The organism is Sorangium sp. So ce1153, from assembly GCF_051521595.1.
Classification (GTDB): Bacteria; Myxococcota_A; Polyangia; order Polyangiales; family Polyangiaceae; genus Sorangium.
The window spans coordinates 9,136,348-9,159,352 of the sequence record NZ_CP150361.1 but is presented as its reverse complement, the minus strand read 5'-3'; the positions used below and the strand labels follow the sequence as shown (position 1 = coordinate 9,159,352).

12 protein-coding genes are annotated in these 23,005 nt (G+C 72.4%); 6 read left to right on the top strand and 6 right to left on the bottom strand.

The annotated features are described in order from the left end of the window. The first annotated feature begins 112 nt into the window (after positions 1-112). The gene (locus tag WME85_RS32880) at positions 113-3,529 is read left to right on the top strand and encodes a protein kinase domain-containing protein (RefSeq protein ID WP_437827058.1); all 3,417 of its coding nucleotides are present in this window, start codon (positions 113-115) and stop codon (positions 3,527-3,529) included. A 92-nt stretch (positions 3,530-3,621) separates the two neighbouring features. Here the strand turns inward: WME85_RS32880 and WME85_RS32875 are convergent, their stop codons facing one another. Continuing rightward, complete coding sequence (locus WME85_RS32875) at positions 3,622-3,852, bottom strand: hypothetical protein (RefSeq protein WP_437827057.1); 231 nt, start codon at positions 3,850-3,852, stop codon at positions 3,622-3,624. Between the two features lie 81 nt (positions 3,853-3,933). Here WME85_RS32875 and WME85_RS32870 point away from each other — a divergent pair, with 81 nt between their 5' ends. After that, entirely contained in the window at positions 3,934-4,389 is a 456-nt protein-coding gene (locus WME85_RS32870) for a GFA family protein (RefSeq protein ID WP_437827056.1), read from the top strand. 76 nt (positions 4,390-4,465) lie between these two features. On the opposite strand, the gene WME85_RS32865 is transcribed toward WME85_RS32870, so the two are convergent. The 4 genes from WME85_RS32865 to WME85_RS32850 all read right to left on the bottom strand — a co-directional run bounded on the left by WME85_RS32865 (position 4,466) and on the right by WME85_RS32850 (position 15,836). Beyond that, complete coding sequence (locus WME85_RS32865; protein ID WP_437827055.1) at positions 4,466-5,776, bottom strand: SGNH/GDSL hydrolase family protein; 1,311 nt, start codon at positions 5,774-5,776, stop codon at positions 4,466-4,468. Positions 5,777-6,190: 414 nt separating this feature from the next. Next, positions 6,191-10,432, bottom strand: coding sequence for a pentapeptide repeat-containing protein (locus tag WME85_RS32860; RefSeq protein WP_437827054.1), 4,242 nt, complete (start codon positions 10,430-10,432; stop codon positions 6,191-6,193). 136 nt (positions 10,433-10,568) lie between these two features. Next, positions 10,569-14,537 (bottom strand): protein kinase domain-containing protein, encoded by a 3,969-nt coding sequence (locus WME85_RS32855; protein WP_437827053.1) that lies wholly within the window; start codon positions 14,535-14,537, stop codon positions 10,569-10,571. Between the two features lie 255 nt (positions 14,538-14,792). Then, the gene (locus tag WME85_RS32850) at positions 14,793-15,836 is read right to left on the bottom strand and encodes a hypothetical protein (protein WP_437827052.1); all 1,044 of its coding nucleotides are present in this window, start codon (positions 15,834-15,836) and stop codon (positions 14,793-14,795) included. 614 nt (positions 15,837-16,450) lie between these two features. On the opposite strand from WME85_RS32850, the gene WME85_RS32845 reads away from it, so the two are divergent. The 3 genes from WME85_RS32845 to WME85_RS32835 all read left to right on the top strand — a co-directional run bounded on the left by WME85_RS32845 (position 16,451) and on the right by WME85_RS32835 (position 20,514). Then, positions 16,451-18,907 (top strand): hypothetical protein, encoded by a 2,457-nt coding sequence (locus WME85_RS32845; protein ID WP_437827051.1) that lies wholly within the window; start codon positions 16,451-16,453, stop codon positions 18,905-18,907. 115 nt (positions 18,908-19,022) lie between these two features. After that, positions 19,023-19,421, top strand: a complete 399-nt coding sequence (locus WME85_RS32840) for a hypothetical protein (protein WP_437827050.1) — start codon at positions 19,023-19,025, stop codon at positions 19,419-19,421. A gap of 256 nt (positions 19,422-19,677) precedes the next feature. Further along, a complete protein-coding gene (locus WME85_RS32835; RefSeq protein ID WP_437827049.1) occupies positions 19,678-20,514 on the top strand; it encodes a hypothetical protein in 837 nt (278 codons plus the stop codon). Between the two features lie 776 nt (positions 20,515-21,290). Here WME85_RS32835 and WME85_RS32830 read toward each other — a convergent pair. Beyond that, entirely contained in the window at positions 21,291-21,878 is a 588-nt protein-coding gene (locus tag WME85_RS32830) for a Uma2 family endonuclease (protein ID WP_437827048.1), read from the bottom strand. Between the two features lie 329 nt (positions 21,879-22,207). On the opposite strand from WME85_RS32830, the gene WME85_RS32825 reads away from it, so the two are divergent. Continuing rightward, positions 22,208-22,969 (top strand): Uma2 family endonuclease, encoded by a 762-nt coding sequence (locus tag WME85_RS32825; RefSeq protein WP_437827047.1) that lies wholly within the window; start codon positions 22,208-22,210, stop codon positions 22,967-22,969. The last annotated feature ends 36 nt before the right edge of the window (positions 22,970-23,005 follow it).

Here is a 23,005-nt window from a genome sequence, read left to right as displayed (position 1 = left end):
ACGCGGACACATCACCATAGAACGCGAGCGGCCGAGGGCGGCGCGTGGGCGCCCTGTGGTAAGCTGCTGAGGCCGCGGCTCCTCCCGAGGTCGTCCCGAACGCGATCGCCCCATGCTTCCCCAAGATCGCCCGATCGTCCTCGGTGGCCGCTACCGTCTCGTGAGCGAGATCGGCCGGGGCGGGGCGGGCGTGGTCTACATGGCCGACGACCTCGACGGCGGCGGCCCTGTCGCGGTGAAGGTGCTGCTCCGGGCGCACCGGGGCGGCGCGACGGCCGCCCGATTCGAGCGCGAGATCCGGGCGATGAGGCGCCTCGACGCGCCCGGATTCGTGCGCATGCTCGACGCCGGCGTCGCGCGCGAGCTCGACGACTCCCCTTTCCTGGTGATGGAGCTGCTCCGGGGCCACGACCTCGAGCACCTCGTCACCACGCACGGCAAGCGCTCGCCCGGCGAGGTGCAGCGCTGGCTCGGCGAGGTCGCCGAGGCGCTCGAGGTGGCGCACGCGCAGAGCCTGTTCCATCGCGATCTCAAGCCCGCGAACCTCTTCCTCGCGACCGGCGACGACGGCCGGGAGCGCGTGAAGATCCTCGACCTCGGGCTGGTGAAGGAGCTCGACCCCGGCGCGCTCGGCATCTCGGGCGGGCTCACGGCCACCGGCACGGCCGTGGGCACGCCCATCTACATGGCCCCCGAGCAGGCGCGCGGGCGCTCCGACCAGATCGGCCCGGCGGCGGACGTGTGGGCGATCGGGCTCATCGCCGTGCGGCTCCTGACCGGCGACATCTACTGGACCGCGAACAGCATGGCCGAGCTGATGGCGGCGCTCCTGGTCATGCGGCTCTACCCGCCGTCGACGCGCTGGCGGTGGCTCCCGCCCGCGTTCGACGCGTGGTTCCTGCGGTCGTGCGACCGCGATCCGGCCGGGCGCTTCCCCTCGGTGCGCCAGCAGGGCCTCGCGCTGCGCGCCGCGCTCGAGGGGTACTGCGCGCCCGCCGAGCTGCCCGCCGCCGACGGGCCGGGGTCGGGCCGAGGCCGCCTGCAGGCGGACATGCTCAGCACCGACACCATCGAGCTCGCGGGCACGGTCGAGGCCCCCTCGCAGCGGGCGCCGCAGGCGCACCATGCGGTCCTCGGCAGCGACCTCCGCGATCCCGGCGCCCGCTCGACCGACGCCGGCGCCCGCTCGACCGACGCCGGCGCCCGCTCGACCGACGCCGGCGCCCGCTCGACCGACGCCGGCGCCCGCTCGACCGACCCCGGCGCCTCGCCGCCGCTCGGCCTGAACGCCTCGCCGGAGCCCGAGCGGCCGCGCCACAACCTGCCGGTCCAGCGCACGCCGTTCGTGGGCCGCGCCCGCGAGCGCGCCGAGGTCGCCGCGCTCCTGCTCGACCCGAGGGCCGGCCTGCTCACGCTCACCGGCGTCGGCGGCACCGGCAAGACCCGGCTCGCCCTCCAGGTCGCCGAGGATCTCGTCCCGGTGTTCGCCGGCGGCGTCTGCTTCGTGCCCCTCGCGTCGCTGCGCGAGCCGGCGCTCGTGCCCTCGGCGATCGCGCAGGCGCTCTGCCTCGGCGAGGGCGGCGCGCGGCCGGATCTGGAGCGCGTCGCTCAGTTCCTCCGCGACCGCCGCCTCTTGCTCGTGCTCGACAACCTCGAGCACCTGATGGCCGCGGCGCCGGTCGTCGCGCACCTCGCCGCGAGCTGCCCGCGCCTGTCGCTGCTCGTCACGAGCCGCGCCGCCCTGAACCTCTCGGGCGAGCGGCGCTACGTCGTGCCGCCCCTGGAGCTGCCTGAGCCGCGCGAGGTGACGGTCGAGGCCGCGGAGGCGAGCTCGGCGGTGAGCCTTTTCTGCGGCCGGGCCTCGGCGATCAAGCCCGGCTTCCAGCTCGGTCCGGCCAACGTCGCCGAGGTCGTGGAGATCTGCGCGCGCCTCGACGGCCTGCCGCTCGCGATCGAGCTCGCCGCCTCGCGCCTGCGGGTGCTCACCCCCGCGGCGCTGCTCGCGCGCTTCGGCGACCGCGGCGCCGCCGGGCGCGCCGCCGCGCCCGCGGGCTCGTTCCGCCTGCTCACGGGCGGCGCGCGCGACCTGCCCGAGCGCCAGCAGACCATGCGCGCCGCCATCGACTGGAGCTACGGCCTGCTCGAGCCGGAGGAGCAGCTCGTGTTCCGCACGCTCGCGGTGTTCCCGGGCGGCTTCTCGCTGGCCACGGCGGACCGGATGTGCGCCTTTCGCGACCCGGCGCTCGACACGCTCGGGATCCTCGAGTCGCTGGTCGACAAGAGCCTGCTGCTCCCGGTCGCGGGCGAGGAGCCCCGGTTCCAGATGCTCGCGATCCTGCGCGAGTACGGCCTCGAGCGGCTCGAGGAGGAGGGCGCCGCCGCGGCGTGCAACCGGCGCTTCGTGGAGCTCTCGCTGGAGCTCGCCGAGCGCGCGGCCGAGGCGCTGCGCGGGCCCGAGCAGGCCGCGTGGCTCGCGGCGCTCGACCTGGAGCACGCGAACCTCCGCCTCGCCCTCGAGCTCGCGCTGTCGGGCGGCGAGGCCGACGCCAGCGTCGCGGTCCGCCTCGCCGCCGCGCTGGCGTGGTTCTGGTACATCCACGGCCATTACCAGGAGGGCCGCGCGTGGCTCGCGCGCGTGCTCGCGGGGGCCGCCGGCGTCGCGCCCGAGCACGTGGCCGCGGCGCTCCGGGGCGCCGGCAAGCTCGCGCTGCTCCAGTGCGACTACCGCGAGGCGCGCGCGCTGCTCGAGCGGGGCGCGGCGCTCTACCGCGGGCTCGGCGACGAGCGCGGGCTCGCCTCGGTGATCCAGATCCTCGGCAGCGTCGCGCGCGAGCAGGGCGACTACGAGCGCGCGCTCTCGCTGCACGGCGAGAGCCTCGCGCTGGCCACGCGCCGCGGCGACACGCTCGAGGCGGCGCACGCGCTCGGCTACACGGGCTTCGCGGCGTGGCTCTCGGGCGACGTCGCGCGGGCGGAGAGCGCGTGCCGCCTCGCGCTCGCGGAGCTCGGCCGCGCCGGCGATCGCGAGGGGACCGCGACGGCGCTGATCAACCTCGGCTGCGCCGCGTTCTACCGGGGCGAGCTCGACGAGGCCGCCCGCCTCTGCGAGGAGAGCGAGGGCCTGTCGCAGCAGGTGAAGTTCAAGGAGGGGATCGCCTGGACGAGCAACATCCTCGGGCTCGTCGCGATCGAGCGCGGCGATCTCGCGCTGGCGGGGCGGCGCCTGCGGGCGAGCCTCCGGCTGCACCGGGAGCTCGGCGATCTCTGGCGGTCGGCGAGCGTCCTCGAGGCGCTCGCGCGCGCCGCGGTGTGGGCGGGGAAGCCGGCGGGGGGCGCCCGCCTGCTCGGCGGCGCGGCGGCGCTCCGCGAGGCCATCGGCACGCCGGTGCCGCCGATCGAGCGGCCGGCGCTCGCCGCGTGCCTCGAGGCCGCGCGCTCGGCGCTGGGGGACGCCGCGCACGAGGCGCGCCTCGTCGAGGGCCGGGGCGCCGGGCTCGACGCGACGATGGCGGCGGCGCTCTCCGAGTGAGCGGGCGCGCGCGCCGCGGAGCGAACGGGATTTCGCGTCCTGCGTGAACGGGCGCCGGGGTCACGCCGCGCGGAAGACCGCGGGAGGCCCGCTCAGACCTCCGCCACACGCTGGTCCGACGAGCCGGAACCGCCGGGGATCGTGAAGTAAAACGTGCTGCCCTCGCCCATCCGGCTCTCGACCCAGATCCTGCCGCCGTGCGCCTCGAGCGCTCGGGGCGGCGGCTCCTTCCCGGCGCCGAGCTGATACCAGCCGCCGACGCCCGTGGCCGCGTGCACCGGGTACCCGAGGCGCCTCTCCTTGCGGACCGAATCTGTCCGCAATCCGGTGTAGCCTTCTCTCATCACGCGGGCGAGGCGCTGCAAGGCATCTCGCCCCCCACCCACCGACCCTGGAGCCACCCCATGAGCACCCCCTCTTCCGCGCAACCGACGACGACCGCTGGCCACGGGACTTACCGGGGCAGCTGCCCCTGCGGCGCCGTCCGCTTCGAGGCCGACTTCGATCCGAGCGCCGGGACGACCCGGTGCAATTGCACGGTCTGCACGAAGACTGGGTGGTGGGGGATCACGATGAAGCCGAGCGCCTTCCGGCTCCTCTCGGGCGAGGAAGGGCTCGGCGACTACACGCGATCCGAGTACGGCCACGGCCGCTTCTGCAAGGCGTGCGGGGTCCGCGTCTTCGGGCACGGGAACATCCCGGAGCTCGGCGGAGAGTACTGTTCCGTGAACCTGAATTGCCTCGACGGCGCGGATCTCTCCGGGGTCCCTGTCATGCACCTCGACGGGCGCCACGACACCTGGGAGCAGCTCGCCGTCGCGCCTTACGTGGATCCGGTCACGGCCGCGAAGAGGGCCTGAGCCGGGGCACCGGAGGTCGCGAGTCCCGCGCGGGGCGATGCGAGGCCACGCGCCGGCGGCGCCGGGGTCGAGGCTATTACGGCGTGGTGCCCTTGGCGATGTCGCCGAGGATCGCGTCCAGGTTCACCGCGTTCGCCATCGCCTGGTACCCGGCGTCGTTCGGGTGCAGCTTGTCGGCGTCGTAGGCCGGGAGCAGGCGGCTCGGATCGGACGGGTCTCGCAGCGCCTTGTCGAAGTCGATCACGCCGTCGAAGGCGCCGCTCGTGCGGATCCAGGTATTCAGCTTCTGCCGCTCCTGCTCGCCCTTGGCGGTTCCATAGTCACCCTTGTAGGTCCCGGTCGAGCCGGCGAACGGCACCAGGGTGCCACCGTAGATCTTCAGCCCGGCAGCGCGCGCTGCCTGGATGATCTGCTGGACCACCGGGATCAGATCCGTCGCCTTGGCGGAGCGGTCGCCGATGTCGTTGATGCCCGCCAGCAGGATGACGGCGCGCGCGCCGGGCTGGGTCAGCACATCGCGCGCGAGGCGGGCCGGGACGGGATAGCCGAACTGCAGCTGGGGACGGACGGTGAGCAGCTCGTTCCCGATGATACCGGCGTTGACCACCGAGAGGGTCGTGCCCTTCCGGCTGGCCAGGCGCTGCGCGAGGAAGTCGGGGTAGCGCTGGTTGTTGTTCTTGGTCGAGAGGTATCCGTCCGTGAGCGAGTCGCCGAGGGCGATCAGGGTGCCGGCGACGTTCGGCGTGGCCTTGACGTCGACGCCTGAAGCGAACATCCAGCAGGAGATCTTCCGCGTGAACTGCTTGTCGGCGCCGGCCCCGGTCTGGTTGCCCGCGGCGAGGAAGTTGTCCTGCGCCGCGAAGTAGTGTTGCGTGGTCGGCCCGGTCTTGGCCGGGAGGTGGATGCTCACCGCCAGCGTCTGGAGGGCCTGTACGTTCATGGCCACCGGGTCGCTCACCGCCTCGCCGCCCGCGGCGATGACGATCGAGGGTTGCCCTGCGAAGCGCAGCGGCTTCGAGGTCCCGGCGGTCGTGGCCGCGCCGCCGGCCGAGAGCGCGACCGACGCCGCGCCCACCTTGAGCGGCTCGGTGCCGCCGGCGTTGGAGATCCGCACGCGCACCGCGGTGCCGCCGGCGCTCAGACGGACGATGTTCCGGACCGTCTGGCCGGAGAGACCGACGTCCGAGGGACAATCCTGCGAGTTGAACGTCCCGCCGGGCGTCGGGCTGCCGTGCCACGCGGCGACCCAGCGCCCTTCGGCGGGCTGATCCGCGGCGAGGGCGGGGTGCGCCAGGGCGACGGTGAGCAGCGCGATCACCGCGGCGGTGAACGAGGATCGTGGTGAGCGACCGAACTTCGGTCCTGGCAGCTCGAGCAAGGAGCGCAAGGGGGCGCGGCGCTCCGAGGTGGCTCCGTGAGGTCTCTGTCGATTGGCCATCGGTTCTCTCCCGGTTGTTCGCGTGGAACGCGGAAACTTCCCTGGCTCCTTGGGGGCTGCTCGCTCGCATTGCTCGACGTCATTTCGAACCCGCGCGAGTCGAGTCGAAGCTGGCGCCACGGGCGCGGCCAAGGGGCAGGATGTCAGCGGGGGGAGAAAGGAATGCAAACGTCCGGAGACGTCAAGCACGAGCTGCGCAAGCTGTCCCGGGTCGGCAGCACATCGCTTTCCACGCTCCGTCCGCTCCTGTAAAAATGGCGCAAGGTCGAAATGGGCGCACGCATCGAACGGGTCGCCGTGAGCTCGGGCACGGCACTTCACCCGGAGCGCGGGGCCATCGTGCGCGGACAGGGCGGGCGAGTGTCAGGAGCGATCGAACACGGGAGCCTCGTACGGTATACGCAGCGCGACCGGGAGAAACGGGTCGAGTTCCCCGGGCTCGAACCGACAGCCTTTGATCTCGTGCCAGAAGGCGCCTGCCGTGTCGCCGAAGAGCTTGTAGCGGCCGTCAGGAGAGAATGCGATCCACCCGCCTGGCAGGTGCACGAGCACCGCCACACAAAGGCCGCCAGGCACCGTCCAGATCCGGATGGTGCCGTCCTTGGACGCCGAGGCGAGCCGCGTGCTGTCTGGGCTGAACTCGGCGCTCACGATGTTTCGCCTGTGGCCCCGCAGCACCCGAAAACTGCGTCGTGCGATGTTCTGTAATCGTATCTTGTCGTCAGCGCAGACCGACATCAGCCAGTTGCCGTCCGGGCTCAACCTGACGTGGTGAACCGGCCTGTCATAGTTGCTGTAGATCTTGAACGCCCTGCCCGAGGCGGTGTCCCATAGCCGGACCGTCCGATCCGTCGATCCTGAAGCGAGGAGCCTCCCTTCGGCGTCGAACGACAGGTCGGAGATGTTCTCCTCGTGCCCCCTCAGGGCGCGCGCCGGGCCGGATCTGCCGTCCCAGAGATGGATGACCCCGTCGAAAGCCCCGATGGCCAGAGTACGCCCGTCCGGGCTGAAGACCACTCGACCCAGCCGCGCGCCGGAGCCGACACGACCGACACGGATGCCAAGCGGCTCACGGGTCCCTCGGCTCCATATCTTGATACTATCGGTGGAGTGCCCGAGCGCCAGCTGCGTCTCCGGGCCGAGCGCCGCCTCCAGCGCGGCGGGCGTCTCGGAGAGAAGGCGCTTGACGTGTCCTGTCTTGAGATCCCACTGGAGCAGCGAGCTGCCGGTCCACATGGCGAGTGCCTCGTCGTCGCGCGAGAACTTGAGTGTCCTCGGCTGCTGGTCGACGTTGACCACCTCGCCGATCACCCGCCCGGTGCTGCTCTCCCAGAGCATGATCGACTCGTCCGCGTGGACAGAAGCCAGCCTCCGACCATCATTGCTCCACGTCACGGCGACGCAGGACGGCGCTCGCCTGGTGATCCTCGGTTGCGGGATCATCCCCTGCAGCGCCGCGCCGGCCGCGTCCTTCGCCTCCTCGAGCGCCCCGCGGTCGAGCTGGGCGCCCACGAGCTTGGCGGCGCGGAGCACCGCGCCCTCGAGGCGCGCGCGCCGCAGGTCCGCCCCGAGGAGGCGTGCGCCGGAGAGGTCGGCGCCCGAGAGATCGGCGCCCGATAGCCTCGCGCGGGTCAGGTCGGCGCGCACCAGCGTCGCCCTCGCCAGCGACGCCCCTTCCAGCCTGGTCTCGACCAGCCGCGCGTCGGAGAGGTTCGCCCCGGAGAGGTTCGCCCCGCGGAGATCCTGCCCCGAGAGGTCCTCTCCCCGGAGGTCGTGACCGGCGAGCTCGACCCGCTCGTCCGGGAAGACGGTCAGCTCGACCCGCTCGTCCGGGAGCCGCGCCTGCATCCGCAGCGCGTTCTTCTTCGCCATCTCCCCCGCCGGGCCCCGCAGCGCGGCGTCCGCCCAGCGCCGCGAGACCGCGGGCCCTGCCAGGTCGCCGAAGAAGTCGATCATCAGATCGCTCATCTCCCGCACGCCGAGCGCAGCGCTGTCGCCCGTCTTCAGCACCTCCGTCGCCGCCTCGCGCGCCGCCAGCCACTCGAGGACCGACTGGTGGATGAACCCGAAATTACCGTCCTCGTCCCGGACGAGCAGCGTCCCCGAGCCGATCTGGTGCGCCAGGGGGCCCGACTCCAGCCGCCGCTCGGCGAGCGCTTGAACCTCGTCGAGCAAGCGCTGGGGGAGCTCGCTCGGGTTCAAGGTACGCTCCGTCCGCTGCCAGAGCAGCATCGCGAGCGTCGTCACCGCCTTGCGCAGCTGATCGACCGAGAGCCCGGGCGGCGCGCCCTTCGGGTTCGCCCGGATGAACTCGTTCTTCAGCCACCGCTCGATGAGCAGCCGGTAGAGCTCCGCCGAGGTGATCTCGCCCGCCCGCTCCCGCGCCGCCTTGAGCTCGCCGCTGTCGATCTCGCTGATGAAGCTCAGCATCCGCGGGTTGGCCGACAGCCCGAGGAGGTCCTTCACGTCGTCGAGCAGCCGGAGGCGCTCTTCCCCCGCTGCCTCGCTCCCGAGGCGCTTGTTCAGGAAGCGGCGGATCTGCTCCTTCGTGAACGGCAGGAGCTTCGTCAGGCGGTGGCCCTGGATGAGCGCCGCCCGCTCGGCCAGCGCCATCCGTACCTGCCTGTCCGACAGGAAGTGCTGAGAGCGGCTCGTCACCACCACCTTCGCGTTGCCCTGCGCCGCCTGGATCAGCGTGTCGAAGTGCTCCGCCGCACGGTCGTAGCTCACCCGGAGCGCGAGCTCGTCGAAGCCGTCGAAGAGCAGCGCTATCCGGCCCTCGGCGAGCATGAAGTTGAACGCCGGGAGGCGTATCGCCTCCATCTTCGAGCGCGCGAAGTGCTGCGCCACGAGCTCGTTGAGCGAGCGCGCCTTCTCGAGCGACCGCATCTCCAGGAGGATCGGCACGACCGGCCCACCCGAGGCGCCGAGGCGCCGCGCCAGCTCGTGCAGGAGGAACGTCTTCCCCGTGCCGAAGTCGCCCAGGATCACCACGAACCGTCCGTGCGGCGACCCGAGCCAGGCGGTGAGCTCCTCCAGCGCGTCCTTCTCGTCGCTCTCCTCGGGGTCGAGGACCCGCATCCGCTGGTCGACGTAGATGGAAGGAGGGTAGACGGGGTCGTTCTCGAGCCGCGTCGTCTGCCACTGTAGATATCGGCTGAAGTCGATGAGCCCCTGGTACTCGACGAAGCTCTGCAGCCGGACCCGCCGCGCAGCGGCCCTGTCCACGAGCGCGGGGCTGGCGAGATCGCCTCTGTAGATGAGGTGCGAGATCATCCCGGAGTCGTCCCGGCGGTACGCCGCGTCGATGTGCGTCAGGAACGCCTCGAGCGCCTCCGCCGAGACCGGCTCGTCGAGCGCGGCGACCGGGTAGGTACGGGCGATGCCGCCGTCGCTGCGCGAGACGCGGAGGAACTGACCGAACGGGGGCGGCGCCTCGAAGCGCTCGACGATCGCGCTCTGCCCGGCGTGGAGCTCACAGACCCTCTGGACGCGAGAGAGGAAGTCGTCGCTCCGCGCGGCGTCGCGCGCGGTGGCGCTCGCCGCGCGCGGGGGGAGCGCACCTGGAGCGGGCGCGCTCGGCTCGGGCATGTGCCGCTGGAGAAACGCCAGCAGGAACCTGGCCGAGGCGCGCGCCGCGAACGTCTGGAAGGCGTCGTCCTTCTCGTGATCGCCGTGGTCCGAGACCGCCTTGACGATGATCGAGCGGCGCCCCAGGTGCTCGGCGACATAGCCTATCGCCGCCGCCTCCATCTCGGCGCCGAGCGTCTTCCTGACCTCCCGGCGGAGGCGCGAGAACAGCTCCGGGTCCTCGCGCACCGTCTTGCCGGTCGCGATCGGGCCGACGTGGACCCGGAGCGGCGGGTCGTCCGGGAGCCCGTGCGGGTGCCGCAGCCGCTCATCCTGCACGATGGCCCTCGCCTTCTTCGTCAGCTTGAGCACCCCGGGCCGCTTCTCGAGCAGCCCCTTCTTGCGGAGGAGCAGCACGAGGTCGCTGTAGCGCGGACACCGCGCCGCGAGCTCCGCGTCCTCGGTCGGCAGCGGCCCGCCCGCGCGCTCGTGGTCGAAGAGCCGGTGCAGGAGCCAGCGCTCCTGGCTCTCCAGCGATCGCGGCCGCTCCTCGGCGAGCGCCGCGCACAGGCCGGGATTGCGGGCGAAATACGCCGCGTCCATCGCCCACGTCTTCTCGAGGTTGTAGGTCTCGATATCCCGGATCAGGGCCTCCGACCGCCGGCCGCGCCTGTCGGTGGTGGCAATGAGCTTGCCGTGATCGTAGCTGTAGACGCGCTGGGCGACGATCACGTCGCCCAGCGACACCTCGCCGCGCGCGCCCGCGCAGATACCGCACATCGCGAGGCACGCCGGGTCGAGGTGGCTCACGACGTGCGTCGCCCGGACCGCCGCGGCGCCCTCGCCCATCTGCCCGGACCACGCCGCCGCCACGCGGAGGGGCGCGGCGCCGGGGCGCGCTGGATCGCGCGGGATCTCCCGGAGATGGTAGCGGAACCCGCTCGGGTCCAAGGCCTCCTGCCAGCCGCGCTCTCCGCCCTCGCCCAGCGCGAGGACCGCATCGAGCTCGAGCTGCAGCGCCGTGATGATGAGCACGTCGATCCCGCCCGCTGGTCGCCTCCCTGTCATCCGGGGGTCCAATGTACGCGAGCGCCCTCGCGCCCTCTACAAGCGGGCGTGCGACCGGATGCGGAAACAGCCACCCATGCGCGTTGCCTGCCCTGCCCATTCTCTACCGAAGGATACCGGGCTCCTTCGTGAGCCACCTATGGGCGAGCGCGAGCGTGCGCGCGTGCTCGGGCACGTTCTCCAGGAAGCTCGCCCGCCACGCGGGGTTCGCGATCCGCGCCGCGCGCTCCAGCAGCCGTTCGCGGGCGGTCGCGATCGCGGCGCGGGCTGCGTCGCGCGCGCCGCACGCCTCGAGCGCCTCCGCGCGCACCAGGTAGATCTGCGACTCGCCCTCCTCGAGGTGCCCCTGCGCGGCGACGATCGGAGCGGCAACCTCCGCGGCCCGGTTCGCTGTCTCGAGCGCCTCGGCGGCGCGCCCCGCGGCGAGCAGCACCCCTGCCAGGACGCCCAGCGCGCACGGGATGAGCGGCGGGACGTCGGCGAGGAGCTCGCAGCCGCGGCGCGCCTCGGCCTCGGCGCGCGCGAGGTCCCCCGCGACCCGCGAAACCTCCGCGAGGTAGGCGTAGGTGCCGCCCTCCATCCGCCGGTCGCCGGACGCCACGAACGACCGGAGCGCGTCGTCGAGCAGGGCGCGCGCCCCGTCGACATCGCCGAGCTGGAGGAGCGCGCGGCCGAGGTTCTCCTTCGCGACCGCCGCCATGAACAGCAGGCCGAGCCGCCCCGTGTCGGCCAGCGCGGCGCGGAGCTGGCGCGCGGCGTCGGCGTAGGCGCCGAGCTCGTTGCAGAAATGACCGGCGTTGGTGCGTGCACCGCAGGCGCCGCGCACGTCGCCCGCCGCCTCGAAGCCGCGCACCGACGCCTCGCAGAGCTCCCAGGCGGTGCCGACGTCCCCGGCCAGGATCGCGTGGATCGTGCGCAGCCGCAGGATGGGCGCGCTGACGGTCGGGTCGTGCTGGAAGCGCCCGAACGACGCGTCGATGCGCGACGAAAGCGCCGCCGTCTCCTCGCACTGGCCCTTCATGTAGAGCAGGATCAGCGCCGCCTGCGCCATGGCGCCGAGCTCGGGCCCGGTCACCGCCTCGGCCGACCACCGCGCGCAAAGCGTCCTTGCGAGCGCGATGACGGCGTCCCCGCGCCCCACGAGGTGGGAGGCCCAGAGCGCGGCGCCCGCTGCGCGGCACCACGACGCGCTCCCCTCGGGCAGCGCCAGCATCGCCATGGTCGCGTGCAGCTCGGCCGCCGCGCTCTCGCCCCGAAAGCGGTACGCCTCCGCCTGGACCGTCTCGACCTCGCCGAGCGCCTCGCCGGCGGCGCCGCAAGCGACAGCGCGCTCGGCGCGCTCGATCGCCGCCGCGTAGTCGTTGCCGCCGAGCGCCTGCTCCGCCGCTCGCCGGTAGCAGCCGATCGCGCGCTCGAGCTCGCCGGCGCGCTCGAAGTGCGTGGCAAGGACCATGGCGTCGGTCTCGCCGGCGTCGGCGAGCCACGCGCCCGCGAGGCGGTGGCCGAGCAGCCGGTCCTCCTCGGTCAGCATCTCATAGGCCGCGTCGCGCACGAGCGCGTGCCGGAAGGCGTACTCCACCTCGCCCTGGAACGTCGACTCGTGCAGGCGCGAGAGGAGCTCGCTCCGCGCGAGCTCCTCCAGGCAGGCGTCGAGGTTCGGCCCGTCTGACTCGGCGCCGAGCAGCGCGCCCGCGGCGCCGCGCCAGAACACGCCCCCGAAAACGCTGCCCGCACGCAGCACCCGACGCGCCTCGGGCGCGAGCCCCTCCAGGCGCGACTGCATCATCGCGAGCACCGTCTCCGGGACGCCGCCGCCGTGGCCCTCCGCCGCGGCGCGCACGAGTTCCTCGAGAAAGAACGCGTTGCCCCCCGAGCGGTCGACGATCCGCGCGACGCCCTCGTTGTCGATCCGTCCGAGCGCTTCGCTGACGAGCTTCTCGCATGCCCGCCGCGATAGCCCCACGAGGCGCAGATCCGTGAGCGCCCGCTTGCTCCAGAGGTCCGGGAAGGCCTCGCGCACCTCGGGGCGTGCGAGCGCCAGGACCATCAGCCGCTCACCCTCGAGGACCCGGAGCGCCGCGTCGACGTACTCGACGGTGGGCCGGTCGCCCCAGTGCAGGTCTTCCAGCACGAGCAAGAGCGGCCGCGCCCGGCACTCGGCGCGCGCGAGCTCCACCCACGCCGCCAGCATCTGGTCGCCCATGAGCTTCGGGTCCTGCCGCGCCGGCCGGAGCAGCACGCTTTCATCTCCCGGGAAAGGCGTGCCCACCATCTCGCCCAGGAACTCGGCGACCTGCCGCCGCAGCGGCTCGGCGACGTTCACCGCCACGCGCGCGGCGAGCTTCTCCCGCCGCGCCTCGAGCGGCTCGCCGTCGAGCAGCCGCGCGGCGCGGCGGATGATCTGGCCCAGCATGCCGAACGGCGCGCCCAGCCGCATCGGATCGCCGCGTGCGATCCACAACTCGAAGGTCTCGCCGCGGCCGGTGAGACGCCGCGCGAGCTCGTGGCGCAGGCGCGACTTGCCCACGCCGGCCTCCGCCGTGACGAGCACCGCGCGGGCCTCGGACTCGGCGACGCACTCGTCGAACGTCGTCTGCAGGAGGAGCAGCTCGCGCTCGCGCCCCACGCAGGGGCTCGGCCTTCCGAGCAGCGTACGCACATCCTCGAGCGGCTCGCGCTCGCCGGCGAGCAGGAGGTGCGGCCCATCCTCACGGACCTCGAAGCGAGGGCCGAGGAGCGACGCCGTCGTGGGGTCGAGCAGGATCGGCCGCGGCGTGGGTAGCGCGGCCTCCTCGGAGGACGCGGCAAGCTGGGCGCTGGCGCGATCGATGACCTGCCCGAGGGGCTGCGTCCCGTCGAGCTCGTCCCAGCCGGTCGCGAGGGCGACGAAGGCGTCCGAGAGGAGCTCGCGGATGGACAACGCGCAGCGGGCAGCCCTTGCGGTCAGGTCGGTGGGCGCGCGCGCGTCCGTCAGGATGGTGACGACCGAGCCGTCCCGCATGACCTCGAAGCGCGCACGGTGGGATTGTGCGGCGTTCCTCAGCCCCTCCAGCAACGTGGCGGGGAACGGGAGCTGGACGGTGGCGTCAGCCAGCGCCTGCAAGGTTTCCTGATCGTCCGGCGAGGAAGCCGACGGCGACGCGCGCCCCGGGTCATGGCCGCTGTGCTTGACTCTGGCCAGGACCACGCAAGCGAGCCTCCGCTCGCTCCTGGTCAGGGCCTGTACCTGGGGCGCTGGCGGGCCGCCTGCCGTTGCGCCACGCGCCTGCAGGAAAGTAGTAACTGTAGCGGCGTCCGCAGGCCGCTGTGTGCGGTCCTTCGCGAGCAGGAGCTGCACGAGCGTGTCCACCCAGGCGGGCACCCCCGGACGCAGATCGCCCGGGCGTGGCGCGTCCTCGAAGACGATCTTCGCCAGCAAGGCCATGACGTGCTCGGCGACGAACGGCGGCCTGGCGGTGAGGCACTCGAACAGCAGGCAACCCAGCGCGTACACGTCGGCGCGAGCGTCGATGTCCGGCATGCTCCGGACCTGTTCGGGCGCCATGTAGGCAGGTGTGCCGAGGAGCATTCCAGTGTTCGTCAGCGCGGAAGTGACGTCCACCGGCCGCGCGATCCCGAAATCGAGCACCTTCACATGCTCCAGACTGCCGCCGACGAGAAGGAGGTTGTCCGGCTTGAGATCCCGGTGAACGGTCCCGGCCGCATGCACGACGGCGAGCACCCCCGCCACGCGATCGACGAGCGCCAGGCTATCGTGGACGCCCAGCGGACCGCGCGCGAGCCGAGCTCCGAGGCTCTCTCCCTCGAGCCACTCCATCGCGAGGTAGTGCTTCCCGTCATCGGTGGCGCCGTGGGCCACGTAACGCGCGATCCCGGGGTGATGGAGATCGGCGAGGACCCGCGCTTCCCTCTGGAAGCGCGCGATGGACCGGTCGTCTTGCCGGCGGATGACCTTCAATGCGATCGGCTCGCCGTCCAGGCGATCCAGCGCGCGCCACACCACACCCATACCGCCCTCGCCGATGGGCCGGTCGAGCTCGAAGCGGTTGGCGAACAGGTCACCGGGGAGCATCGTGGGCCGAGTATCTCGGCATGCGGCGGTCGCGTCCAGCCCCGCACGTCCGAAGCGGTTCACCGGTGCTGACCAGCCCTTCTCGGCTCGCGTCGCGGTGGCTCCTGGACGGAACGTTGCGCTGTCGATGGCACCGCGCCGAGGGCTGTTTCCGGTGACTGCTCGTCATCGACCGCTTTCTCTGGCGGGATTTCTGACGTGCGGAACCAGGCGCGACGGCGGTGCCCCGATCGCGGTCGAGGCACCTCCAGCGCGTCAATCGCAGTCGAGGCACCTCCACTCGACCTGGCCGTCCGCAGAAACCCCGAACCGCTCGACCGTGTACTTTTCGAGGTCGATCAGGAATCCCGAAGGTCGGGCGTTCTCGGTGCAGCAGCCGCTGCAATCGGAGTCGGAGCACATGTCGTACACCGTGACGTCGATCTCTGCGCCATCCTTCCGGAGACGCAGGGTCTTCAGCTTGTAAGCCTCGAAGTCCTTGGAGTGCACGGCCGCGATGTTGTGCTCCCGGACCCAGCTCTCCGGCTGCTGCCCCTCGAGCGCCGCGAACTGACCTGCCCACGTGCAACCGTTGAACTCGATGCACTCCTCGCTGCCCGGGTCGGGGTACGACTCGAACTCCGTCAGGCTGGCCATGCGCCACACCACGTCCGTGCCGCCGCCGGAGCCTGAGCCCGAGCCGGAGCCGGTGGCGCCGCCAGAGCCGGTGGCGCCGCCAGAGCCGGTGGCGCCGCCAGAGCCGGTGGCGCCGCCAGAGCCGGTGGCGCCGCCAGAGCCGGTGGCGCCGCCAGAGCCGGTGGTACCGCCAGAGCCGGTGGTACCGCCAGAGCCGGTGGTACCGCCAGAGCCGGTGCCGCCACAGCTCGGATCCTTCAGCTCGATGTTCGAGGGGATGAACGAAGCTTCCGAGGTCGTGGAGAAATGTAAAATGACCGACGAGCCGGGGCGCACCGTCACGTTGGATGTGGTCGAATACGTGCACCTGGATCCGGACTGCGTGTGGGTCCAGCCCGATTCGTCATGATCGCACGTGGCGCCGTTCGGTACCGCGAACGCGACCTCCGGCCTCGTCCAGTCGCTCGAACCGGTATTCTTGATCTCGATCGTGCCCCAGTATTCCGGGCTCCCATCGTAAACGCTCGTCGTGATGCTGTACGAGCAGGTTGCAGGATTCTCTTGCGCACCGGACGAGGTGCCGGACGGAGCTTCCGCGTCCGTCGAGCAGGCGATGAACGGAGAGAAGGTTGCCGCCAAGGCGATCGGAAGCCCCAGTATCCGTAAAGTTCGACCGGTGCTCATGCGAATATTCCCTTTCTGCTAGACGCGACGGTTGGACTCAACAGGCATATGACAAGCACATTCGCCGCTACAGAGCCCGAAAAAAGCGCCGGTCGCACAGTCTCCCCCTTGTCGCCCAGGTTCCTCCCCGATCGCACGAGAGAAGGAACCACAGAAGCCCAGAGGAGAGGACCAAGAAGCTCCGTGTTCTCTCTGCCGCTGTGGTTAATTCTTGTGTCATGGATCCAGGGGGTGATCTGGGGGACGCGGTGCCAGGGCGGCCGCGATGCGGGCGCCGGGGTGCCAGGCAGGTCGTTGGGATGGCGTGGGCTCCCCGGTTCGTGGCGGCTGGGGGAGGGAGGCTCGGGCGGGATGCGCCCTGACGCCGCGAGACCGCGCCGGCAGGTCGTCGAAGCGCTGCCGGCAGGTCGTCGAAGCGCTGCCGGCAGCGCGCTGCCGGCCTCCGGGGCCGGTGCGGGCGAGGGCGCGAGGGGGCGGGCGGCGCTCGAGGAATGCGCTGCGGCGAAGCTGCGTTTTTGCGTTGAATTTGCCAAGGCGGGGTGCGGTAATCGCCCGAGGGGCCCGCGGGGCGCTCGGGCGGCGCGGCTCGCCGGCATCACCATGGACAGGCACGCGTGACGGGCGCACAAGACAGCGGCGGAGATCTCCCGGCGGGCGAGAGCATCCCGCCGGCCGAGGGCAGCGCCGCCGAGGGCGCGCCCGGGGCCGAGCTGCGCTCGGTCACCGCGGTCGGCGCCACGCTGTGGCTCACGCAATCGCCGGGGTTCTCGCTGTGGCGCGGCGAGGTGGCCGCGCCGGATCGGCTGCGGATCGAGGGGCGCGACGGGTACCTGCACGAGCTCCGGCTCGAGCCGGTGGGCGCGCTGCGGCTCGGCCGCGCGGAGCGCGTCGGTGAGGAGCGCAACGAGCTCGTCTACGCCGACGTGGCGTCGCGGCTCGCGGCCACGCTGCGCCACGACGGCGTGCGCTGGTGGCTGCGCCGCCGCGAGGAGTGCAGCGTGCCCGTGCAGGTCGGCGCGCGGCACCTCGCGCGCGGGGAGGAGTCGCCGCTCGTGCACGGCACCTTCGTCTGCGTCGGCGGGATGCGCGCGACGTTCTTCGACCGCCGCTACGCCGCGCTGTCGGTCCCCGCCGGGGCGGTGGACCCGTCGACCGGCCTGCTCGCGCGCGCCGGCCTGGAGCAGGAGTGCGCGTCGCTCCTCTCGCGCAAGGGCCAGGGGGCGCTGGTCCTGCTCCGGCCGCTCGAGGCGGCGCCCCCGGTCTCGGGCGCCGCGAGCGGCAGGGGCGGGGAGGCAGCGGTAAGCGGCAGGGGCGGGGAGGCAGCGGTAAGCGGCAGGGGCGGGGAGGCAGCGGCGAGCGGCAGGGGCGGGGAGGCAGCGGCGAGCGGCAGGGGCGCGGCGTCGCGCGCGGCCGCCGCGCTGGTCGCGGTGCACCGCCTGTGGCCGGACCTGCCCGTCGGCGACGCGGACGGCACGGCGGTGGTGCTCGTGCGGGGCGGCGCCGCGGAGGCGGCCGCCGCTGCCCGCCGCGCCCTGGAGGCCGCGGAGGCGGCCGGGGCCGGGGCGTTCGCGTGCGGCTATTTCACGCTCGCCGGGGACGCGGACGTCGCCGGTCGCGAGGTCGAGCTCGCCCTGCACGCCATCGCCTCGCTCGCGGCGGAGCGCGAGCGGGCGGCCTCGGGGTCCCTCGGCGCCCCGGGGACCTCTGCCGTGGCGGAGCTGCGCGACGGAGCGGCGAGCGCGCGCCTGGCGGCGCCGCTCGAGGTGATCGAGGCGTCGCAGAGCGGGCGCCGGGCGACGGTCCTGTTCGGCATCGAGGAGCAGAGCGCGCTTGGCGGCGTCGGGCCGCACGTGATCGGCGCGCTCGCGCAGGAGCTCGCGGCGGTCGTCGCGAGCCATGCGGGGGCCGGCGCGCTGATCGCGCCGCTCGCGCCGGGCGTCGTCGCCGCGTGCGTGCCGCGCAAGGCGGACCCGGCGGTGATGGCGAGCGCGGTGCAGTGCGACTGGCACGCCCGGCCGCCGATCCTGGACGGCCGGGTCGAGCACGCGCGGACCCTCTCGTGGGAGCTCCTGCACGACGTCGGCGCGGGCGCGCGGGCGGCGGAGATCTCGCGCGAGTGCAGCGATCCGCACGGCGTGCTCTCGGCGCTGAGCGGCGGCCTGCCGTACCCGATCGCGGGCCGGGTGCGGGCCGCGATCGGGGCCTCCAGCGCGATCGAGCGGGTGAAGATGCTCTTCGACGTGCTCGAGGGCACGTGGCGCTTCATCGCGACGGTGCTCGTCTCGGCCTTCTTCAGCGGCGGCAGCGCGCCGCCGTCCCCTGCGCGCAGCGGGGGAGCGGGCCTCGCTGGCGCGGGCGCCTCTGGCGCGGGCGGGCCTCCTCCCGGGTGGGGCGCGGTGCTCGACTTCCACGGCCGCACGCGCACGCGCGACGGCCTGGCGCTCGGCGCCTGGCGCGAGCTCGCGCGCACGGCCGCGCGCGCTTTCGGTGACCGAGACGACCCGATCGGCTCGATGGCGAGGGAGGTGCTCGACGTCAAGCTGTCGCACAACCAGACGTTCGAGACGCTCTCGAACCTGATGCAGGCCGAGCGCAACCAGTTCGCGCACGGCCACTACACCGAGGCGCGCGCGGCCGCGGATCTCCCCGACTTCGAGCAGATGACCCGCGCGCTCCTGCGGGCGCAGCGGCCGCTCTGCGCGTGGACGCTGGTGACGGTCGAGAAGACGGAGCCGGACCTGTACGGCGACCTCCAGACGGTGGAGTTCATCGATCACACGGGCCCTTTCGCGTCGGGGACGCGGCGCCGGATCGGCCTGAACTCGCCGGTTCGCCTGTCGAACGTGGTCTATCTGGCCCGCTTCCGAGAGGGGCTGATGCTGCCGCTCGAGCCGATGGTGCGGCGGCTCGCCCAGGACGACCGGCTCGACCTCTACTGGATGGATCACCTGCCGCGGGCGGGGACGTGCCACATGAGCGCGGTCGTCGCGGGGCGGGCGGTGAAGGCGCCCTGCGACGCGCGGAGGATGCCGCCGCTCCTGCGGGCGCTGCTCGACGCGGCGGGCGGGTGAGGGCGGAGAGGAGAGGGCCGGGCGCAGCGGCGCGGGAGAGGTCGCTCTCGCGGCGAAAAAGATCCCAATCACCGCCCATCAGGTAGACTTCGGCTGCGAGCACGCTGGAGGGCAGATGGCGCAGTTGGTCCTGGACAACCTGGAGCCGGAGATCGTGGAGACGCTGGAGCTCAGGGCGAAGCGGCTGGGCACGACGCCGGAGAAGGAAGCTTCGCGGCTGCTTCGCGAGAGGCTCCGAGCCGAGCCGGAGCCGATGCTCGCAGACGAGAGCGGCGTGCCAGCGGACGAGGAGGGCACGGATCCGCGGTTCGTGCGGAGGCACGGGTTCCTGGTGTTCACCGGGGAGGTCGCGGCCGAGGACATCGCTGATCACCGCGCCGACCGCGAGGCGCGCATCGATTCGCTGCTGAAGGGGACCGGTGAAGGTCGCCTTTGGAGTCCGCCGGTCCGCGGATCGTCGTTCCTCCCGATCCTCCCGCGGTCGCATTCTGACGTCTCCAAGACATGGGCGTGATGCAGGCGGCGGAGGGGGCTGTCCTCGCGACCCCGATGCCTGCTGCAAGGGCGAACGCTCGAGGACGAACGAACCTCCCGCGTCGTGTCAATTACAGGCGATTACAGGCGACGACAGCTCTTCGAGCGTGGGCTGACTCCGGCGTAGCCGCCGCCCTGCCGTGCTGGTGCATGGATTCCTTGCATCGAGAGCGCCTGTCGCACTATCCTTGCCTGTCGCGCAGTAAATGCAGCAATCGAGGGAAAGGAACCCCGACATGGCTCGTTCTTTCACGTCACAGGACCTGATCGCGCTCCCGCGCCTGAGCGCCGCCGAGGCTGTCGTCCTCGCGACGCAGCTCATCACGACGGCGGACGCCAGGCAGAAGGAGCTCAGGCAGAAGGAGCTCCCGATGACGATCGGGCGCTCGAAGGGGCGCCTCGCCGCCGCCCGCAACGCGCTCGAGGCGGTGACCCGCCCGCAGGGCGCCACGGCCAGCGCGCAGAGCAAGCCGAAGGCCGATCGCGCCATCGACAACGCCTGGAGCGCGGCGTACGACTGGCTCTCTGGCTGGTGCAGGCTGCCGCCGGAGCGGAACCCGCACCGTGAAGAGGCGATGAGCCTCCACGACCTCGTCTTCAAGGGTGGCCTCGGCTTCATCAAGCTGCCGTACAAGGTCGAGTGGAAGGAGTCGAAGGACCGCCTCGACGCCATCTCCGCGGGCCGGCACGAGAGGACGTTCAAGAAGCTCGGCGGCGAGGCGTTCCTCGCGCACATCCAGGAAGCGCACGACGCGTACGGCCGCGCCCTGCACATCACGGTGCCGAAGCCGGAAGCGGCGCCGGCCGCGGACGTGCGCGGCGCGCTCCTGGCGTTGCTCGCCGCGCTCCGCGACTATGCGACGCGGGTCGCCGCGTATGCGGACCCGGATGAGCCGGGGAGCGAGACGCTGAGCGCGGCCTTGCTCGATCCGCTCGCCACGTGGGAGTCGCGGCCGGTGGCGGCCGGCGGCGGCGGCGAGGACGAGGCGACGCCGGAGGCGCCCGTGGCGCCGGGAGAGGCGCCGCCGGCCCCCGTGGAGGAGCAGGATGAGCCCGCGGCGGACCCGGCCTGAGCGACGAGACAGCCAGTGAGATGGCTCACGTCGGCCCGGGAAAGCTGAACGAAATCGAGGTATTCGATTCTGAGGCAACCAGGACGCGTTGAGGTCGCGGGCGTCCCCGGACGCCGGGCTACCAGGACGCGTTGAGGTCGCGGGTGTCCCGGGACGCCGGGCTACCAGGACGCGTTGAGGTCGCGGGCATCCCGGGACGCCGGGCTACCAGGACGCGTTGAGGTCGCGGGTGTCCCCGGACGCTGGGCTACCAGGACGCGTCGAGGTCGCGGGCGTCCCGGGACGCTGGGCTACCAGGACGCGTCGAGGTCGCGGGCGTCCCGGGACGGTAGTGCTCAAAATTGAACATGAAGGCGGGAAGGCGGGAAGAAAAGATCAAAGATCTTCCCGTCTTCCCGCCTTCATGTGAACACTCTCCGGCCAGATTTGAGCACTACCCCCGGGACGCTGGGCTACCAGGACGCGTCGAGGTCGCGGGCGTCCCGGGACGCCGGGACACCGGAACGCATCGAGGTCGCTGTACGCTCCCCGCTCTTGCGCGGGCACCTCGGCCGGGTCCGGCGCCCGGCGGACGTCGTTCATCGCGACATCGCCCCCGGCCAAGGACAGCACGGCCGAGCAGGGTTGCGGCGGCGCGGCAGCGCGCCACTCACGGAGCCTGTCTGCCGTGCAACGTTTTGCGGGCTCCGGCAAAAACATGATGTCGGAAAACGCGCATGGCGCCGCCGGGGCCGCGGATGGGTGCTGGAGATCGGCCTGTCGAGCGCGATGAGGCCTCAGCGTGCCATGCGGGCGGCCTCGAGCACGCCCCGGTACACCTCGTCCACGACGAGGTCGCACCCCACCGATGACAGCGCAGCGCGATCGCCGGGGCCATGGACCCGGAGCACCCAGCTCCCGTCGGCCTGGCGTGCGAAGACCTCGACTCTGGGCGCCTTCTGCGACGCCAGGACGACCTCTCGGATCGACGCCACGGTCTGGTAATGCGCAAACTTGTCGCCGCGATCGTACGCCTCGCTCGAATCGGAGAGCACCTCGAGCACGAGGGTCGGGTTCAGGAGCGTGTCGCGCCGCTCATCCTCGAACTCGGGGCGACCGCAGACGACCGAGCCGTCCGGGTAGACGTAGCGATCCGCGGCGGGGATCTTGATGCGCATGTCGGAGTTCAGCGCCACGCACCCGCGCTCGCCCAGCACGTTGCCGAGCAGCCGGCCGATGTTCGCGGCGATGGCGCTGTGCTCGAACGTGCCGGCGGAGAGCGCGAAGGTCTCGCCGCCGGCGTACTCGTGCCTCACCTCCGATGCGCGCTCGAACTCGAGATACTCCGCTGGCGAGAGCTTCCGTCGCGGCGCCGCCACGCCCATGCGCGACAGCGTCGCGCGCCGGGCTGGAGATGTCCACGCGCAGGTGAGCCGCCGCGGGCACGGGTGGGGCAGCCGGGCGACTACCGCATCGCCTCGCGGAGCGTCGGCGAGCCGCGGCCGTTCCGGTGCAGGAGCCTGCACACACATGAAAGCGCGCACGCGAGAACGCAAATGGAAGAGATGGCGACCAGGTAAGGCCGCCGCTGTCTCGGCCGGTCGATGCAGCACGACATCACTCACGGTATCTTCCGCAGCAGGCCATGTCCTCCATCGAGCCCACGGTCCGCCCGCCTGCTGCGCCTCGTCCGCCCGCTAAGCCCCGATCGCGGATGGAAGCCCATGTCTATAGCCGTCCGCCCGAGCCGGTGTATTTCCCCGAGTCCGAAGAAGTGCCCGAGACGAATCGGCACCTGGAACTCCGAACCGCGCTGTACCTGATCCTCAAGCGCGAGCTCGCGAGCACGGCGACGCTCGGCTCCAATCAATTCGTCTACTGGGACCCGCGGACCTCGAAGGAGCGCCTCGCCCCCGACGCCTTCGTCCGGCTGGGCGTGCCTCACCGGACCTTCCGCACGTGGAAGACCTGGCTGCACGGGGCGCCCGACCTCGGGGTCGAGATCGTGAGCGACTCGGACGAGGGGGAGCCCGACTGGAACGAGAAGCTGGAGCGCTACCGTGCTGCGGGCATCAGCGAGATCGTGCGCTTTCATCCCGAAGATCGCGAGCGACCGATCCGCGTCTGGGATGCGCTCGATGGCGATCTCGTCGAGCGGGCGCCCGACGACCCGGATCTTTGCGCCTGCGAGACGCTCGGCCTCTGGTGGACCGTCGTGGAAGATCCGTCGCTCGGCCCGATGCTCCGGCTGGCGCGCGACCGCGAAGGCCGCGAGCTGCTGCCGACACCGGACGAGGCCGAGGCCCAGGCGCGCGAGGCCGAGGCCCAGGCGCGCGAATCCGAGGCCAGGACGCGCGAATCCGAGGCCAAGGTGCGCGAGGCGAACGAGAAGCTGCAGGCCGAGGTGCAGGCGCTGCGGGCGGAGCTGGCGCAAGCCACAGGGAAGCGGCGGACGCGGCGACGGTCGCCGGGGTGAAGCCCCCAAAGCCCGGGGGCCCTGGTCGGACCGCAG

Coding starts and splice junctions, on each gene's coding strand:
- WME85_RS32830 (WP_437827048.1), bottom strand. CDS start 21,878: ATGGGCGTGGCGGCGCCGCGACGGAAGCTCTCGCCAGCGGAGTATCTC.
- WME85_RS32835 (WP_437827049.1), top strand. CDS start 19,678: ATGGCTCGTTCTTTCACGTCACAGGACCTGATCGCGCTCCCGCGCCTG.
- WME85_RS32855 (WP_437827053.1), bottom strand. CDS start 14,537: ATGCTCCCCGGTGACCTGTTCGCCAACCGCTTCGAGCTCGACCGGCCC.
- WME85_RS32870 (WP_437827056.1), top strand. CDS start 3,934: ATGAGCACCCCCTCTTCCGCGCAACCGACGACGACCGCTGGCCACGGG.
- WME85_RS32880 (WP_437827058.1), top strand. CDS start 113: ATGCTTCCCCAAGATCGCCCGATCGTCCTCGGTGGCCGCTACCGTCTC.
- WME85_RS32840 (WP_437827050.1), top strand. CDS start 19,023: ATGGCGCAGTTGGTCCTGGACAACCTGGAGCCGGAGATCGTGGAGACG.
- WME85_RS32850 (WP_437827052.1), bottom strand. CDS start 15,836: ATGAGCACCGGTCGAACTTTACGGATACTGGGGCTTCCGATCGCCTTG.
- WME85_RS32825 (WP_437827047.1), top strand. CDS start 22,208: ATGGAAGCCCATGTCTATAGCCGTCCGCCCGAGCCGGTGTATTTCCCC.